13 protein-coding genes are annotated in these 16,248 nt (G+C 70.9%); 7 read left to right on the top strand and 6 right to left on the bottom strand.

Annotation, left to right across the window (positions count from 1 at the left end; all coding sequences use genetic code 11):
• Positions 1–10 precede the first annotated feature (10 nt).
• The 4 genes from AB0K28_RS01660 to AB0K28_RS01645 all read right to left on the bottom strand — a co-directional run bounded on the left by AB0K28_RS01660 (position 11) and on the right by AB0K28_RS01645 (position 4,860).
• The gene (locus tag AB0K28_RS01660; protein ID WP_359531130.1) at positions 11–784 is read right to left on the bottom strand and encodes a TIM barrel protein; all 774 of its coding nucleotides are present in this window, start codon (positions 782–784) and stop codon (positions 11–13) included.
• A complete protein-coding gene (locus AB0K28_RS01655; RefSeq protein WP_364363811.1) occupies positions 781–1,773 on the bottom strand; it encodes a LacI family DNA-binding transcriptional regulator in 993 nt (330 codons plus the stop codon). The genes AB0K28_RS01660 and AB0K28_RS01655 overlap by 4 nt, the downstream gene beginning before the upstream one ends.
• A gap of 164 nt (positions 1,774–1,937) precedes the next feature.
• Positions 1,938–3,233 carry a hypothetical protein gene (locus AB0K28_RS01650; RefSeq protein WP_364363808.1) on the bottom strand — a complete coding sequence of 432 codons (1,296 nt, stop codon included), beginning with the start codon at positions 3,231–3,233 and terminating at the stop codon, positions 1,938–1,940.
• A 241-nt stretch (positions 3,234–3,474) separates the two neighbouring features.
• A complete protein-coding gene (locus tag AB0K28_RS01645; RefSeq protein WP_364363805.1) occupies positions 3,475–4,860 on the bottom strand; it encodes an LCP family protein in 1,386 nt (461 codons plus the stop codon).
• A gap of 355 nt (positions 4,861–5,215) precedes the next feature.
• On the opposite strand from AB0K28_RS01645, the gene AB0K28_RS01640 reads away from it, so the two are divergent.
• The 4 genes from AB0K28_RS01640 (at position 5,216) to AB0K28_RS01625 (ending at position 9,735) form a co-directional block, all read left to right on the top strand.
• Positions 5,216–5,944 (top strand): hypothetical protein, encoded by a 729-nt coding sequence (locus AB0K28_RS01640; RefSeq protein WP_364363802.1) that lies wholly within the window; start codon positions 5,216–5,218, stop codon positions 5,942–5,944.
• Between the two features lie 62 nt (positions 5,945–6,006).
• On the top strand, positions 6,007–7,170 hold the full coding sequence (locus tag AB0K28_RS01635; protein ID WP_364364498.1) for a thiolase family protein: 1,164 nt from the start codon (positions 6,007–6,009) through the stop codon (positions 7,168–7,170).
• Complete coding sequence (locus AB0K28_RS01630; RefSeq protein WP_364363799.1) at positions 7,167–9,260, top strand: 3-hydroxyacyl-CoA dehydrogenase NAD-binding domain-containing protein; 2,094 nt, start codon at positions 7,167–7,169, stop codon at positions 9,258–9,260. The genes AB0K28_RS01635 and AB0K28_RS01630 overlap by 4 nt, the downstream gene beginning before the upstream one ends.
• Before the next feature lie 91 nt (positions 9,261–9,351).
• On the top strand, positions 9,352–9,735 hold the full coding sequence (locus tag AB0K28_RS01625) for an SSI family serine proteinase inhibitor (RefSeq protein WP_364363796.1): 384 nt from the start codon (positions 9,352–9,354) through the stop codon (positions 9,733–9,735).
• A 25-nt stretch (positions 9,736–9,760) separates the two neighbouring features.
• Here the strand turns inward: AB0K28_RS01625 and AB0K28_RS01620 are convergent, their stop codons facing one another.
• On the bottom strand, positions 9,761–11,236 hold the full coding sequence (locus AB0K28_RS01620; protein ID WP_364363793.1) for an amino acid permease: 1,476 nt from the start codon (positions 11,234–11,236) through the stop codon (positions 9,761–9,763).
• Between the two features lie 143 nt (positions 11,237–11,379).
• Positions 11,380–13,260: a 1-deoxy-D-xylulose-5-phosphate synthase gene (gene dxs, locus AB0K28_RS01615; protein ID WP_364364495.1), complete on the bottom strand. Its 1,881-nt coding sequence runs from the start codon at positions 13,258–13,260 to the stop codon at positions 11,380–11,382.
• Positions 13,261–13,392: 132 nt separating this feature from the next.
• On the opposite strand from dxs, the gene AB0K28_RS01610 reads away from it, so the two are divergent.
• Genes AB0K28_RS01610 through AB0K28_RS01600 form a run of 3 tightly spaced genes read left to right on the top strand, consistent with a single transcriptional unit; the run spans position 13,393 to position 15,926 of the window.
• A complete protein-coding gene (locus AB0K28_RS01610) occupies positions 13,393–14,283 on the top strand; it encodes a neutral zinc metallopeptidase (RefSeq protein ID WP_364363790.1) in 891 nt (296 codons plus the stop codon).
• A 52-nt stretch (positions 14,284–14,335) separates the two neighbouring features.
• Complete coding sequence (locus AB0K28_RS01605; protein WP_364363787.1) at positions 14,336–15,145, top strand: neutral zinc metallopeptidase; 810 nt, start codon at positions 14,336–14,338, stop codon at positions 15,143–15,145.
• Between the two features lie 31 nt (positions 15,146–15,176).
• Positions 15,177–15,926: a neutral zinc metallopeptidase gene (locus AB0K28_RS01600; protein ID WP_364363784.1), complete on the top strand. Its 750-nt coding sequence runs from the start codon at positions 15,177–15,179 to the stop codon at positions 15,924–15,926.
• The last annotated feature ends 322 nt before the right edge of the window (positions 15,927–16,248 follow it).

The raw sequence follows: 16,248 nt of genomic DNA, 5'->3' as shown, positions 1-16,248 counted from the left end.
CGGAAGGCGGTCAGGAGGAGAAGCGGCGCACCCAGCCCGCCGCGCCCGGCAGGATCTCCTCGACCGGCGCCACCTGCGGATACCAGGTGCGCTCCCACTCCAGCGACACCCATCCGTCGTAGCCGGCCGCGCGCAGCAGCTCGCCCGCCTCCTCCAGCGGCACCGTGCCCGTGCCCATGGGCACCGGAGTCGTGTCCTGCTCGGAGACCGCGTCCTTGACCTGCACGTATGCGAGGTAAGGGCCCAGCTCGGCCAGCGTGCGCGCGGGCGGCTCGCCGTGCCGCCACGGGTGCAGCAGGTCCCAGATCGCGCCGGTCGTGCCGGGGCGGTCCGCCTCGGCGAGCAGCGCGGCCACGGCGGCGCCGGTCGCCATCGCGTCGTGCGTCTCGACCAGCACGCGGCGGCCCAGCTCGGCGGCCGTACCGGAGACCGCCCTGAGCCGGCGGGCGCCCACGGACGGATCGCCGCCGCGCGGGAACACCCGCACGCCGGGCGCTCCGAGGTCGGCGGCGAGGCGCAGGTCGGCGAGGAGCGCCTCGACCACCGGCTGGTCCGGCCCCGGCTCGCAGACGCCCGCATATCCGGCGAGCGCCGAGATTTCCAGCCCGGCCGCCTCGATCCGCTCCCGTACGGACGCCCGCTCCCGCGCGTCCAGCCCCGCGTGCACCCCCGTGTCGGGATGCAGCCGCAGCTCCAGCCCCTGGCACCCATGCCCCGCGGCGAGCTCGATCGCCCTGCCGAGGTCCTCGCCCGGCATGCCCAGCGTGCTGACCGCCAGCCTCACGCCATCCTCCTGACGCTCTCGCGGAGCACGACCTCGCCGGCGACCTCCTCGACCACCACCGGGTCGGTCTCGTTGAGCGCCAGTTCGAGTGCGCGCGCCCCCATGTCCTGCAACGGCAGCCGTACGGTCGACAGCGCGGGCACATGGTCACGCAGTGTCACGATGTCGTCGAACCCGGCCACCGACACGTCCTCAGGCACCCGCACCCCACGCTCCCTGCAGGCCGCGAGCGCGCCCACCGCCATCACGTCGTTGACCGCGAACACGCAGGTGGCGTCGCCGACCTGCTGGGCCGCGGTGTAGCCGCCGTCGCGGTCGAAGGGCCCGTGGATGATCTGCGGCGCGGGCAGCCCCAGCTCGGCGAGCGCCGCGGCGAACCCGGCGCTGCGGTCGGCGGCGGTCACCAGGTGCGGCGGCCCGGCCAGCACCGCGAACCTGGTGTGGCCCAGCCCCGCCAGCGCCCTGGCGAGCTCGGCGGCGCCCTGCCGGTTGGCGGGCGCGACGGTGTCGACGCCGAGGAGGTCCTGTCCGACGCAGGCCGCCCGGCCGCCGCCCGCCTGGTAACGGGCCAGCTCGTCGCGCAGCCGGCCGGTGACGGCGGGGTCGGCGACCCGGGAGCCGACGAGCAGCACGGCGCGCACCCGCTGGGCGTGCAGCGTGGAGAGGTAGGCGATCTCCTGCTCGGGGTCGCGGTGCGTGGTGCCGACCATGACCAGCAGGCCGTGGGTGGCCGCCGCGCGCATCGCGCCGTCGGCCAGGGCCGCGAAGTAGGGGTCGGTCAGGTCGTGCACGACGATGCCGATGACGTTGCTCGCCCCTCTGGCCAGTGTCTGGGCGGCGATGTTGGCCCGGTAGCCGAGCTCGTCCGCGGCCCGCTCGACGCGTGCCCGGAGTGTCGCGCCCACCTGGCGGGTGCTGCCGTTGAGCACCCGCGAGGCGGTCGCGAGCGAGACGCCCGCCTGCTTGGCGACGTCCTCAAGCGTGACCACGAGACCTCCCGGTAAGCGGTTTCCCTAGCTGCCTGGCCGGCACCTGGACCCGCATACTGCCATGTCCTGGGCCGGCGGCAACAGGATGCCCCACCGGGAAGGCGGCTCTCCACTCCGGCTCTCCGCTCCGGGCCCGCCCTCCGGGGAGGAGGCGGGCGGACTGGTCAGAACCAGGGGAAGAGGATGTCGAGCAGGCCGCCGCCCTTGTCCTCCTGCACCGGCGCCTCGGTCGCCGTCTCCACCGGGTTGTCGGAGGTCGACTCCTGCGCGTTGTCCTGCTGCTGGGAGCTGGAGTCGTTCCTGTTCGTGGTCGTGTTGTCGTCGATGCGCGACGGGCCGTCGTCCGACTGGCGCTCGGGCTCGCGGGTGGGCCGCTCGGTCTTCTCCTGAGTGTCCTGCTCCCCGCGCTGCGCCCTGGTCGGGGTGGCCGACGGCTCGCGGGTCGGCCGCTCGCGCGACTGCTGCTGGGCGGGCGGGGTGCTCGCGGTGGGCCGGTTCGGCTGGCCGGCCGTGTCGCCCGTGTCGCCGGTGTCACCGGTGTCGGCCGTGTCGCCGGTGTCGTCGGTGGCCTCGTCCGTGGGCTCGGTCTCCTCCTCGGCCGGAGCCTCCTCCTCTTCCTCGGGGGCGGCGGCGTCGGTCGGCGAGGACACCTCGCCGGCGCTGGCGCAGGAGGCGCCCGCGCACGGGTCGTCAGAGGAGGTGCCGGTGAGCATCCAGCCGGCGCCGACGCCGAGCAGCACCACCGCGGCCGCCGCGACCAGCAGCAGCCTGGTACGGCGGCGCACCTCGCCCTCGCCGTCACCGGAGTGCCCGTCGTAGGAGCCGCGCGAGCTCCTGGGCTCGCGGGGCTCGCGGGCGTCGTCGGAGTCGTCGGTCCAGCCGGAGCCGAGGAAGCCGCGCTTGGGCCGGTCGTCGTCGGCGGCGTCGTCGCGCGTGGGGTCGTAGCCGCGGTCGAGCGGCAGGTACGCGTTGTCGTCCTCGATCGCGTGCGGCCCGCTGTAGTCGTCCACGCGGTTGTAGTCGTCCACGCGGTGCGGCCCGCTGTAGTCGTCCACGCGGTGCGGCCCGCTGTAACCGTCGATGGGCTGCGGTCCGCTGTAGTCGTCGGCAGCCAGGTCGTACGGTCCGCTCGGCCCGCCGAAGTCACGCCCGCCGAGCACGTCGTCGGCCGCGCCGTAGCCGGCGTAGTCGCGCGAGCCCGTGTCGCGGCCGTCCTGGTCGTAGCCGCTCAGCACATCGTTGCCCCCGCCGAGCACGTCGTGCCGGTCACCGCCGGAGCCGAGCACGTCGTGCGGGTCGTCCAGCACGTCGCGCGGCGGGTCGTCGAGCACGTCACGCCTGCTCGTGTCCGGCAGGATGTAGGTCTCGTTGCCGCTGACCTGGATGGCGGGCTGCTCGTCGGTGTCATCGGTGCTCCACCGCGGAGACAGCACGTCACCCGTCATCAACTCCGGGTTCAACGACCTACCCTGCCCATCGTCGTACGGCCTGTCGTTCTCGTCGCGCGCCACGGGGAACCTCTCTAGTGCGTATTCGGACCGCGCCCCTTCCTACCACTACTTGTCCGGAAATTTCACTTGTTTCACTAAAACTACTCTCCGTAACATTCGCCCCAAAGGTGTTTTGGCGTCCCACTGCACGGGTATGGCAATCTGATCGTCCGACCAATCCCTGTTGCCCGCCGAGCGTTTTGGAACGAGCTCAAAGGCAGGGATTCGTACTGGTGTCGACGACCTTGTCCTTGAGCGAGTCGGGAATCGCCGACAGCACGCGGACCCCCGGCCAGTCCTTGCCGATGACGAGCTGAATGACCGGCCCCTTCGGCATCTTGGCCGGCGGCGTCTTGGCGGTGTACGGCTGCGAGACCGTCGCCTTGACCTTGCCCTCCACGGGCGTGCGCTTGTCCTTCGAGAGCCGGGCCGCCACCGCTTCACCGTAGGCCGGGCCGTCGGCGGCGTCCTTCTTGGCGTACCTGATGGCGGTGGTCGGGGTGGGGGTGGCGTTGCCGACCTGCGTCACCACGAACCCCTGCGCGGCGAGCGCGTCGGCCACCTGCAGCGCCTTACCCTCCTCGCCGGTGGCGTTGAGCACCTGCAGCCGCACCTGCTCGCGCTTGACCGCGGGCGCGCTGGACTTGCCCGGCGTGGGCGCCTTGGTGACCTCGACGTCGTTGCGCACGTTCTCGAAGAAGTCGCGGGCGGCCGGCTGGGCGAACTGCACGCGGTTCTTGTCCTGCGGCCACGGCTCCGTCGGCACGGTGATGCCCTTGAGCTCCTTGGCCGTCATGCCGCGCACGCTGTTGGCGATCTCCAGCATGCGCTCAAGGGTGAGCCCCTCGTCCACGGTCACGGACTTGGTGGCGGCGCGCAGGAAGTCGTTGAGCCCGCCGGGGTCGGTGAGCAGGCCGCCGTCGGTGATCTTCTTCATGACCTGCTGCAGGAACACCTGCTGGCGCTGGATGCGGCTCAGGTCGCTGCCGTCGCCGAGCGCGTAGCGGGTCCGTACGTACCCCAGCGCCTGCTCGCCCTTCACCACGTGCTTGCCGGCCTCGAGCACCAGCTTGGCCTTGGGGTCGTTGACCGGCTTGGGCAGGCAGATCTCGATGCCGCCGATGGCGTCCACGATGCCCTTGAAGCCGGTGAAGTCGACCTTCACGAAGTGATTGATCTTGATGTTGGTGAGGGATTCGAGAGTCCGCGCCGTGCACTCGATGCCGCCCTCGTTGAAGGCCGCGTTGATCTGCTTGATCCCGGCGGGCAGCACGCCGCCGTTGCGTCCCTGACACTCCGGGACGAGCACCATGGAGTCACGCGGGAAGCTGATCATGGTGGCGTTGTCCCGGTTCGGGGAGATGTGCAGCAGCATGATCGTGTCGGTGCGCTCGCCGAGGTGCTGCGACTGGGGACCGTACTTCTTGTTGTCGCCCTCGCGCGAGTCGGAGCCCACCAGCAGCACGTTGAGCGCACCGGTCTCGGGCGGGCGGCTCTTGCCCACGTTGAAGGGCCGGCGGTCGATGCCGCTGTCGAGGTAGCGGTAATAGGCGTAGCCGCCGATCGTGGCGATCACCAGCACGAGGGTCAGCGCCACGCTGACCCAGCCGAGCGGCGTGAGCGGGTTCTTGCGGGGCTGCGACCTGCGCCTCCCGCCCGATGGCTGAGGCGGCGGCGGGGGTGGCGGTTGCGGGGGCGGCGGAGCGACCCGCCGACCCAGAACCGCTTCGTCGTGCCGGTCCCTCATGCGGTTCACCCCTCGCGCCATGATCGCGAAGCATAGTCACAAATGCCGAGCGACGAGTATGACTCCTCGCATCATGTCAAGGTTCGTACGCCGCCATGGGGAAGAGCGTGACCCGAAGGCCAGTCCTGCGTTACCTCAGCGAGGGCTCCATCCAAAGCTCCCGAACACCGGGCGGCACCACGCACGGTGACGCCATCATGACGTCATGCTTCTGACCGAGATGGCTCCTCCTCCCGGCGCCCAGGAGCTGGCCGGGCTGCGTGCCCGCGCCAGGTCCGCGCGGCGCGGCGCCCTCGTGGCGCTCACCGCCTCGATCGCGCTGCTCACCACCGCCCAGCTGCTCGCCGACCGGGCCGCGACGCGAGAGCAGACGCTCCCGCTCGCGGTGCTGTCGCTCGCCGTCTTCGCCGCCGCCCTGCCCGCGATGGCGATCACCCAGTACGTCTGGGGCTCCCGCACCCGCCGGGTCCGCGAGCGCGAGCACGAGCTGTACGCCGCCGTCTTCTCCGGCCGCGCCCGCCCGCTGGCCCGGCTGGCGGTGGCCGGCTGCTGGGCGGTGACGCTGTTACTCGGCTGGACCGTTCCCCGGCTGTTCGGCCAGGCCGCCCAGTACGGCCTGGCCGACGCGCTGAGCGCCGCCACCGACGCGATGGCCTGGGCCTCGATCGGCGCCGGCGCGCTGTTCCTGCTGTGGTGGGCCCGCGACGCCGCCCTGACGGTGACCCGCGCCCTGCGGGCGGGCGGATCGCCCGGCGACCCCTGGGACCCCGGGCGGAGCGCCCGCCGGCGCGAGGGCGCGATGCTCTGGACGGGCGCGGCCGTGGCGATCGCCGCCCTGCTCGGAGCCCGCGCCCACCTCTGGGAGCCGGCCACGGGCATCGTCTACGGCCTGCTCACCACCGCCCTCGTCTGCGGCGTGGTTACTGACGAGTAGCATAAGGCACGGAACCCCTGCTAACTACGAGGAGCGAATCCGTGCCTTCCTCTCGTGACGTCGTGTTCGTCGACGGCGTGCGCACGCCTTTCGGCAGGTCAGGGCCGAAAGGCCTGTACGCGGAGACCCGCGCCGACGACCTGGTCGTCCGCGTCATCCGCGAGCTGATCCGGCGTAACCCCGGCCTGCCGCCCGAGCGCGTGGACGAGGTCGCCATCGCCGCGACCACCCAGACCGGCGACCAGGGCCTGACCATCGGCCGCTCGGCCGCCGTGCTGGCCGGCCTGCCCAAGAGCGTGCCGGGCTACGCGATCGACCGCATGTGCGCGGGCGCGATGACCGCGGTGACCACGGTCGCCGGCGGCATCGCGTTCGGCGCGTACGACGTCGCGATCGCCGGCGGCGTCGAGCACATGGGCCGCCACCCGATGGGCGAGGGCGTCGATCCCAACCCGCGGTTCCTGTCGGAGCGGCTGGTCGACCCGAGCGCCCTGGTCATGGGCATGACCGCGGAGAACCTGCACGACCGTTACCCCTCCTTCTCCAAGGAGCGCGCCGACGCGTACGCGGTGCTCTCGCAGGAGAAGGCGGCCAAGGCGTACGCCGACGGCAAGATCCAGCCCGACCTCGTGCCGACCGCGATCAGAACCGCCGAGAAGGGCTGGGGCCTGGCCGTCGAGGACGAGGCGCCCCGCCCCGGCACCACCATGGAGGGGCTGAGCGGGCTCAAGACGCCGTTCAGGCCGCACGGGCACGTCACGGCGGGCAACTCCTCCGGCATCAACGACGGCGCCACCGGGTGCGTGGTCGCCGCCCGCGAGGTCGCCGAGGAGCTGGGGCTGACCCCGAAGATGCGGCTGGTGTCGTACGCGTTCGCGGGCGTCGACCCCGAGGTCATGGGCGTCGGACCGATCCCGTCCACCGAGCGGGCGCTGCGCCTGGCGGGGCTGGACATCTCCGACATCGGGCTGTTCGAGATCAATGAGGCGTTCGCCGTCCAGGTGCTGGCCTTCCTCGAGCACTTCGGCATCGCCGACGACGATCCGCGCGTCAACCCGTACGGCGGCGCGATCGCCTACGGCCACCCGCTCGCCTCCTCGGGCGTGCGGCTGATGACGCAGCTCGCCCGGCAGTTCGGCGAGCGTCCCGACGTGCGTTACGGCATCACCACCATGTGCGTCGGCATGGGCATGGGCGGCACCGTGATCTGGGAGAACCTGGCATGAGCGAGTTCGAGACCTGGCGGTCGCTGCTGAGCGAGCGCAACACCGACGAAGTCGTCACCAAGGCGCTGGTCCGCGACGTGCGGCTGCCGTACGGCGCGGGCACGATGGCGCTGATCACCCTCGACAACGGCTTCGACCACACCAAGCCCAACACCTTCGGCCCGCACGGCCTGTTCGCGCTCAACGGCGCCCTGTCGGAGATCGCCGCGCGCACCGACCTGGTGGCCGTGGGCGTGACGGGCAAGCCGTTCATCTTCGCCGTCGGCGCCGACCTCAAGGGCGCCGCCTCGGTGACCTCCCGCGAGGAGGCCAAGGCCATCGGCGCGCTCGGCCACCACGTGTTCCGGCGGCTCGGCGAGCTGGGCATCCCGTCGTTCGCGTTCGTCAACGGCGCGGCCATGGGCGGCGGCCTGGAGATCGCGCTGCACTGCTCCTACCGGACGATCTCCGCGGGCGTGCCCGCGGTGGCGCTGCCGGAGTGCTTCCTCGGGCTGGTGCCGGGCTGGGGCGGCACGCAGCTGCTGCCCCGCCTCATCGGGCCGCAGAAGGCGGTCAAGCTCATCATCGAGAACCCGCTGTCCAACAACCGCATGATCAAGGGCAGGGAGGCGTACGAGCTGGGCGTCGCCGACGCGATGTTCGAGCCCGCCGACTTCCTGGAGGAGTCGCTGCGCTGGGCCGCCCGCGTCGTCAAGGGCGAGGTGACGGTGCAGCGGCCGGCCCACGACGGCTGGGAGAAGGCCGTGGCCGACGCGCGGTTCCTGGTGGACATGAAGCTGCGGGGCGCCGCGCCCGCGCCGTACCGGGCGCTCGACCTGATCGCGCTGGCCGAGACCGCCTCCAGGGACGAAGGCTTCGCCGCCGAGGACGAGGCGCTGGCCGACCTGCTCATGAGCGACGAGCTGCGGGCCGGGCTCTACTCCTTCGACCTCGTGCAGCGCCGCGCCAAGCGGCCTGCGGGCGCGCCCGACCCGTCGCTGGCCCGCAAGGTCACCAAGGTCGGCGTGGTCGGCGCGGGGCTGATGGCCTCGCAGATGGCGCTGCTGTTCGCCCGCCGCCTGGAGGTGCCGGTCGTGCTGACCGACCTCGACCAGGCCCGCCTGGACAAGGGCGTGGGCTACGTGCACGGCGAGGTGGACAAACTGCTCGCCAAGGGCCGCGTCTCGGCCGACCAGGCCAACCGCCTCAAGGCGCTGGTCAGCGGCTCGCTCACCAAGGACGCCTTCGCCGACGCCGACTTCGTCATCGAGGCCGTCTTCGAGGACCTGGCGGTCAAGAAGCAGGTGTTCGCCGAGGTCGAGGCCGTCGTCCCGGCGGAGTGCGTGCTGGCCACCAACACCTCGTCGCTGTCGCTGACCGCCATGGGCGCCGACCTCAAGCACCCCGAGCGGCTGGTCGGCTTCCACTTCTTCAACCCGGTCGCCGTCATGCCGCTGCTGGAGATCATCAGGGGCGCGGCCACCGACGACGCCACGCTGGCCACCGCCTTCGCCGTCGGCAAGACGCTGAAGAAGTCGTCGGTGCTGGTCAAGGACGCCCCGGCGTTCGTGGTCAACCGGCTGCTCACCTGCTTCATGGGCGAGGTCGTCGCGGCCGTGGACGAGGGCACGCCGCTGGAGACCGCCGAGCACGCGCTCGACGGCCTCGGGCTGCCGATGACGCCGTTCGCGCTGCTGCAGCTCGTCGGCCCGGCCGTCGGCCTGCACGTGGCCGAGACGCTGCACGAGGCGTTCCCCGACCGGTTCGGCGTCTCGGAGAACATGGCCAAGCTCGTCGAGTCGGGCAAGCCGGGCGTCTACCTGCCCGACTTCACGCTCGACCCCGAGGCGGTCGCGCTGTTCGCCGGCGGCGCCTCGCCGTCCACCGCCGAGCAGGTGCGGGAGCGGGTGCTGGCCGCGCTGGCCCGCGAGATCCGCATCATGCTGGACGAAGGCGTGGTGGCCGCGCCGCAGGACATCGACCTGTGCATGATCCTCGGCGCGGGCTGGCCGTTCCACCTCGGCGGCATCACGCCGTATCTCGACCGCACCGGCGTCGCGAAGCCCCGTTTCCTCGCGCCGGGCGTGGCGTCCGTACCGGCCCGATTTTAAGCTCGCTTGAGGAGGTCCGTACGCGGACCTCCTCTCCTCTTCACCGGATCCGTCGTAGCGTTTGGTGCCGTCCTACGAACGGAGAGTAACCATGATGAGAGCAGCAGGCACCCTCATGCTCTGCGCCGCCCTCCTGGCCACGTCGTCCTCCCCCGTGCTGGCCGCGGCAGCCCCCAAGGCTCGTCTCAAGGTCGTCTACGGGGTCAAGGGCGGCGGCGCCAAGTCGGCCTACCTCAACTGCGCCCCCACCGGCGGCACCCACCCCAACGCGCGGGCCGCCTGCCGTCTGCTCAAGCAGGCGGGCGGCGACCCCGCCAAGCTCAACGTCAAACCCGACGCCGCCTGCACCCGCGAGTTCCAGCCGCACGCCGCCGTGATCGTCGGCACCTGGTACGGCAAGAACGTGCGCTGGGGCAAGGTCTACGTCAACGGCTGCCACATGCGCGCGGCCACCGGAGCGGTCCTCGCGCTCTGACCACCCTTGGCCCTCTGGCCGCTCCTCACTCACCCGAGGAGCGCCAGGGGGCCGCCGCGGTCCTGCTGTGCCGGTAGCCGTAGGCGAAGTAGAGCACGATCCCGATGGCCATCCAGACCAGGAACCGCAGCCACGTCTGCACCGGCAGGTTGAGCATCAGGTAGAGGCAGGCCAGCACCGACAGGATCGGCAGCCAGGGCACCAGCGGCGCGCGGAAGGCCCGCGGCAGGTCGGGTCGCGTCCGCCGCAGGATGATCACCCCCAGCGAGACGACCACGAACGCGAACAGCGTGCCGATGTTGACCAGCTCGGCCAGTTCCCCGAACGAGACGAACCCGGCCAGCGCCATCGTGACGAGCCCGATGATGATCGTCAGCCGCGCCGGGGTGCCGAACGTGGGGTGCACCACCGCCAGGGAGCGCGGCAGCAGCCCGTCGCGGCACATCGCGAACAGCACCCGGGTCTGGCCCAGCAGCAGCACCAGCACCACGGTCGTCAGGCCGGCGATCGCGCCCACGCTGATGATCGTGGCCAGCCACGGCTGGCCCACCGAGATGAACGCGTCCGACAGCGGCGCCGCCTCGCTCAACTGGCTGTACTTCTGCATGCCGACGACGACGAGCGAGACCGCGACGTACAGGACCGTGCAGATGGCCAGGGAGCCGATGATGCCTCGCGGCACGTCGTGCTGCGGCTCGATGGTCTCCTCCGCGGCGGTGGCGACGATGTCGAAGCCGATGAAGGCGAAGAACACGATCGCCGCGGCCGAGAAGATGCCGATCACGCCGAACGCCACCGGCTCGAGGCCGAACAGCACCTGCACGAGCGGCGCCTGCAGCCCCTCCACGCGCGGCGTGGAGATCGGATCGGGGATGAACGGCGTGTAGTTCGCGCCGTTGACGAAGAACAGGCCCGCCACGATCACCAGCAGCACCACCGCGATCTTGGTGATCACCAGGATGAGGTTGACCCGTGAGGACAGCTTGATCCCGGCCACCAGCACCGCCGTGAGGATGAGCACGATCAGCACGGCCGGCACGTTGACCACCGGATCGGCACCCGCGATCGAGGCCGGCAGCTCCAGGCCGAGCGAGGCCAGCAGCGAGGCGAAATAGCCCGACCAGCCGACCGACACCACGGCGGCGGCCAGCGCCAGCTCCAGGATCAGGTCCCACCCGATCACCCAGGCGGGGAACTCGCCCAGGGTCGCGAAGGAGAAGGTGTAGGCCGACCCGGCGACCGGGATGGTGGAGGCGAACTCCGCGTAGCACAGCGCGGCGAGCCCGCACACGATGCCCGCGACGACGAACGAGACCGCCACGGCGGGGCCCGCCACGTCCCTGGCGACCTGTCCGGTCAGCACGAAGATCCCGGTGCCGACGATCACGCCGATGCCGAAGACGGTGAGGTCCGTGGCGGTCAGGCGCTTGCGCAGCTGGTGCTCGGGGGCTTCGGTGTCGCGGATCGACTGTTCGACGCTCTTCGTGCGAAAGATGTCCACCGGGTGATCCTTCCCCCACCCAGAGTGATCATTCTCGAGAACGCCTGCTCCGCTGGAGCTCCTGATGCGCGGCGGTGATCGCGCCCGATCACCGCCACGACAGGCGTTCCAGCGGCCGGCTGAGCGTCGAACTCAGCAGGTTCTCAGCGGCGGGCCGGCTCGGCGGCCGAGGTGCGGCGCGCGACCGCCTCGGTGATCTGGCGGGCGAGGTCCTGCCCGGTCAGGCCGATCTTGCCGAGGATGGCGGCCCGCTTGGCGTGGTCGAGGAAGCGCTGCGGGATGCCGTAGGTGCGTACGGGCACGTCGACGTCGGCGTCGCGCAGCAGCCGCGCCACCGCGTCGCCCACGGCGCCGACCCGGCCGTTGTCCTCGACGACGGCCACCAGCTTGTGCGCGGCGGCGGCCGTCACGAGCGCCTCGTCGAGCGGCTTGACCCAGCGCGGGTCGACCACGGTCGCGGCGATGCCCTGCGCGTCGAGCAGCTTGGCGGCGTCCATGCAGACCTGCGTCATCGGGCCCACACCCACCAGCAGCACGTCGGGCTCGCTCTCGGGAGCGCGCAGCAGGTCCATCTCGCCCAGCTTGCCGACCGCCTCCAGCGACTCGGCGACCGGGCCTTTGGGGAAGCGCAGCACGGTGGGGCCGTCGGAGACCTCGACGGCCTCGCGCAGCAGCTCGGTCAGACGGTCGCCGTCGCGCGGCACCGCGACCTTGAGCCCGGGGACGATCTGGAGGATCGACAGGTCCCACATGCCGTTGTGGCTGGCGCCGTCGTCGCCCGTGACGCCCGCCCGGTCGAGCACCACGGTGACCGGCAGGCGGTGCAGGGCGACGTCCATGAGGAGCTGGTCGAAGGCGCGGTTGAGGAACGTGGCGTAGACGGCCACCACCGGGTGCATGCCGCCGAGCGCGAGCCCGGCCGCGCTGGTGAGCGCGTGCTGCTCGGCGATGCCGACGTCGTAGATGCGCTCGGGGAAGGCCTCGGCGAAGGCGTTGAGGCCGGTCGGGTGGAGCATGGCGGCGGTGATCGCGACCAGGTCGTCGCGCTCCTTGCCGAGCCTGACCAGCTCTTCGCTGAAGACGTTGGTCCAGATGCGGCCCTTGGGCTTCTCCGCGCCGGTGGCCCGGTCGAAGGCGCCCGGCGAGTGGAACTGGTCCTCGTCGTGGTTCTCCGCCGGGCTGTAGCCGCGGCCCTTCTGGGTGACGGCGTGCACGATGACGGGGCCGCGGAAGTCGCGGGCCTTGCGCAGGGCCGCCTCCATGGCCTGCTCGTCGTGGCCGTCGATGGGGCCGAGGTATTTGAGCCCGAGGTCCTCGAACATCACCTGTGGCGCCAGGACGTCTTTCACGCCCTTCTTGAAGCCGTGCAGAGCGTCGTAGAGGACCGGGACGTTGCCCAGCTTGTCCTTCACGTATTCGAGCATGTCCTCGTAGCGGCGGTTGACCCGCAGGGAGGACAGGTGGGAGGCCAGGCCGCCGATCGTCGGCGAGTAGGAGCGCCCGTTGTCGTTGACCACGATCACGACCGGCAGGTCCTTGAACGCCGCGATGTTGTTGAGCGCCTCCCAGGCCATGCCGCCGGTCAGCGCGCCGTCGCCGATGATCGCGACCACCGTGCGGTCGCGCGCGCCGCGCAGCTTGAACGCCTTGGCCAGGCCGTCGGCGTAGGACAGCGCGGTGGAGGCGTGGGAGTTCTCGACGAAGTCGTGCTCGGACTCGGTCTGGCTCGGATAGCCGGACAGGCCGCCCTCCTGCTTGAGCGCCTCGAAGCCGGCCGCCCGGCCGGTGAGGAGCTTGTGCACGTACGCCTGGTGGCCGGTGTCCCAGATGACCGGGTCGTTCGGGGAGTCGAAGACGCGGTGGACGGCGATGGTCAGCTCGACCACGCCCAGGTTGGGCCCAAGGTGACCGCCGAACCTGGCGCAGGAGTCGACGAGCAGGTCGCGGATCTCTCCGGCGAGCTGCGGCAGCTCCTCGACGGCAAGCCGTTTGACGTCGTGCGGTCCCTCGATCGAGCCCAGCAACCCGCTCACGGATGCGACTCCCCTCTGCTCTTTTGCGCCGATCCCCAGAGTCTAGTTCGCAAAGGCGTCACTGACTCCATCAAGTCAAATGCACCCACAAATGTCCGATCTTGACCTAGTCTTGCGGACCATATGAACTCCGTCCCCGCCGGCCGGCTCGTGGCGCTCGTCGCGGCAGGCGTGGCCCTCGCGCTGGCCGCCGCCGCCTTGACGCTGGTGCTCGCGGACGTGGCCACGACCTCGACCGACCCCGCGTACGGGGGACGGCAGCCCGCAGCGCCGTCCGGCAGCGCGGGCCAGAGCAGGCACGGCGGCGCCGCGGTCGCCGGACGGGCGACGGCCACCGCGAACCCCCTCTACAAGACCGGCCGGCTCACGGACGTGAACTGCCGGCCGGGCAGCCTGCCCGCGGGGAGCATGCCCGCCTACCGCCGCTTCCTGACCCGCGTGACGGCCTGCCTGAACAAGGCGTGGGCGGCGCAGTTCCGCAAGGCCGGGATGCCGTTCGCCAAGCCGCGGCTGCGCATCATCACCCGCAAGGTCAAGACGCCCTGCGGCTCGTGGAACACCGGCGCCGACGGCGTCTACTGCTCCACCGACCGCACGATGTACCTGATGATCAGCAAGGACCAGCTGCGCAACCCTTTCCCGCTCGGCATCACCCGGCTGATCGCCCACGAGTACGGCCACCACGTGCAGCAGGTCTCCGGCATCTGGAATTACTACTGGGCGGCGCGCACGGTCGCGGGCAAGGCCAAGAGGTTGCAGCTGTCGCGTAATTCCGAGTTGCAGGCCGAGTGTTTCTCGGCCGTGTTCATGAGCACGATGAAGGGCACGTCGCTGGTCACCGACGCCGACTGGGCGTACACGGTGGGCTGGTTCAGGAAGAACGGCGCCAAGGGGTGGCCGCAGAACGACCACGGCAAGGGGCCGACGCAGGCCGCGTGGATGACGCGGGGGTTCAATCGCGGATCGCCGGGAGCCTGCAATACCTGGGCCGCCAATCCGCGGAATGTCACCTGATAGTGCGTTATTTCTTCGCCTGGAGCTCCTTTTTTCACTAGGGTGCCGTCTCATGCGTATCCCCTTCTTAGCGCTCATGGCGGGCGCCCTGGCCGGTGTGCTGTTCGCCGGAACCGCGCACGCGGCCTCCTCATCGGCCGCTCCCTACTCGTCCGTCCTGACGAAGAACAAGCTCTACAAGGCGGGCAAGCCCGGCGTACGGACCTGCGAGGAGCCCGAGGTCCGCACCGGCAGCGTGGAGGAGGCCGAGCTGTACTTCGAGGCCGTGAAGGACTGCCTCGACCGCGCCTGGGCCCCCGTCGTCAAGAAGGCAGGACACCGCTTCACCAAGCCGAAGTTCTCGATCGTCACCAAGGTCGGCGCGAAGACCAGGTGCGGGCGCTTCCCCGGGGGCGCGCAGGCCCTCTACTGCCAGAAGGACCGCTCCATCACCTTCCTGCTCAGCCCGAACATCGTCGAGGAGCCCACCGACCTGGCGCTGATGCAGGTGCTCGCCCACGAGTACGGCCACCACGTGCAGCAGCTCACCGGCATCATGAAGGCCGGCGACCGGATCATCGACGGGCGTGACGAGGATCGCGCGTACGCCGCGCTGCGCCGTCTTGAGCTGCAGGCCCAGTGCCTGTCCGGCGTCTTCGTCGGCCGCGTCTGGGACTCGCTCGGCCGGCCCGACTCCGACTGGAACATCCTGGCCAAGGGCACCCACAACCCCATCGCCCTCGACGCCATCGGCGTGCGCAGCGGGGCCGACGACACGCACGGCAGCGACAAGAGCAACACCTTCTGGCTGCAGCGCGGTTTCACGTCCCAGTCCACCGGGGTCTGCAACACCTGGACGAGCTCCAACGCCAGGGTGCGGTAAATCACTCTTCCAAGGCTTATGATCCGCGATCATGCGCCTTTTCCTTTTAGCGCTGGCGGCGTGCGCGGTCGCGGGACCCCTCACGCCGCCACCCGCGAGCGCCGCCGCCCAGGTGCCCTCGTCCGGGCTGCTCGGCGCGATGAGCGGGGACGTCACCCCGCACCGCTGCCCGATCCCCCGGATCGAACCGGGCAGCGTGGCCTCGCTCAAGGCCTTCCACCGGGCGATGGCGGCCTGCGCCGACGGCTTCTGGGTGGCCCGCTTCGCTGCCTCCGGGCTGGCGTACACGCCGCCCTCGGTCAGCGTCACCACCGGGCGGGACTCCGTGTGCGGGACGATCGCCGGCAGCGGGGCGCAGTACTGCCCTGAGCAGAGCACCATCGTCATCCGCATCACGAAGAACGACCTGCGTGACCCGTTCAGGATGAACATCGCCCACTCCGTCGCTCATGAGTGGGGTCACCACGTCCAGCACCTCATCGGTGTCCTCGACGCCCAGGCCGCCCTGTACGCCCCCGCCTCCGCCAAGGCCAGGAAACTGCTCAGCCACCGCCTGGAGATGCAGGCCGAATGCTTCGCCGGCGTTTTCTACAGCGCCACCCTGAAAAGCATCCGCCCGGGAATCTCATGGAGAGACTGGGTCGCCGCAGTCCGCCGCGCCGACGAAAGCGACATTCACGGCAAGCCCCGCAACTTAGCCTGGTGGCAAGACCGCGGCTACCGAGGCGGCACCACAGGCTTCTGCAACACCTGGACCGCCACCACCAACCGAGTAACCTGACCTCCCACCACTAAGCTTGTGTCCTTTTGGAGGGAGGGATCGCGCGAGGTCCGCTCCCCCGCCGTCGAGCTTCTGTCCCTTGGGTAGGAGATGGCTGCGGACCGCCCGCCACTCCCCACCGCCGGACTGCTGTTGTCCTTTGAGGGCGGAGGAAGTGTCGGGCTTCTGTCCCTCGGAGAGGAGATGGGTGCGCGCCGCCCCGCCACTCCCCCACCGCCGGACTACTGTCCCTTGAGGCGGAGGAAGTATCGGGCTTCCGTCCCTTGGAGAGGAGATGGGTGCGCGCCGCCCCGCCACTCCCCCACCGCCGGACTACTGTCCC

Origin of the sequence: Nonomuraea sp. NPDC049504, from assembly GCF_040676845.1 — a bacterium.
Lineage (GTDB): Bacteria > Actinomycetota > Actinomycetes > Streptosporangiales > Streptosporangiaceae > Nonomuraea > Nonomuraea salmonea.
Note: the sequence above shows the minus strand (reverse complement) of the source record. Positions and strands in the feature narration are given on the sequence as shown.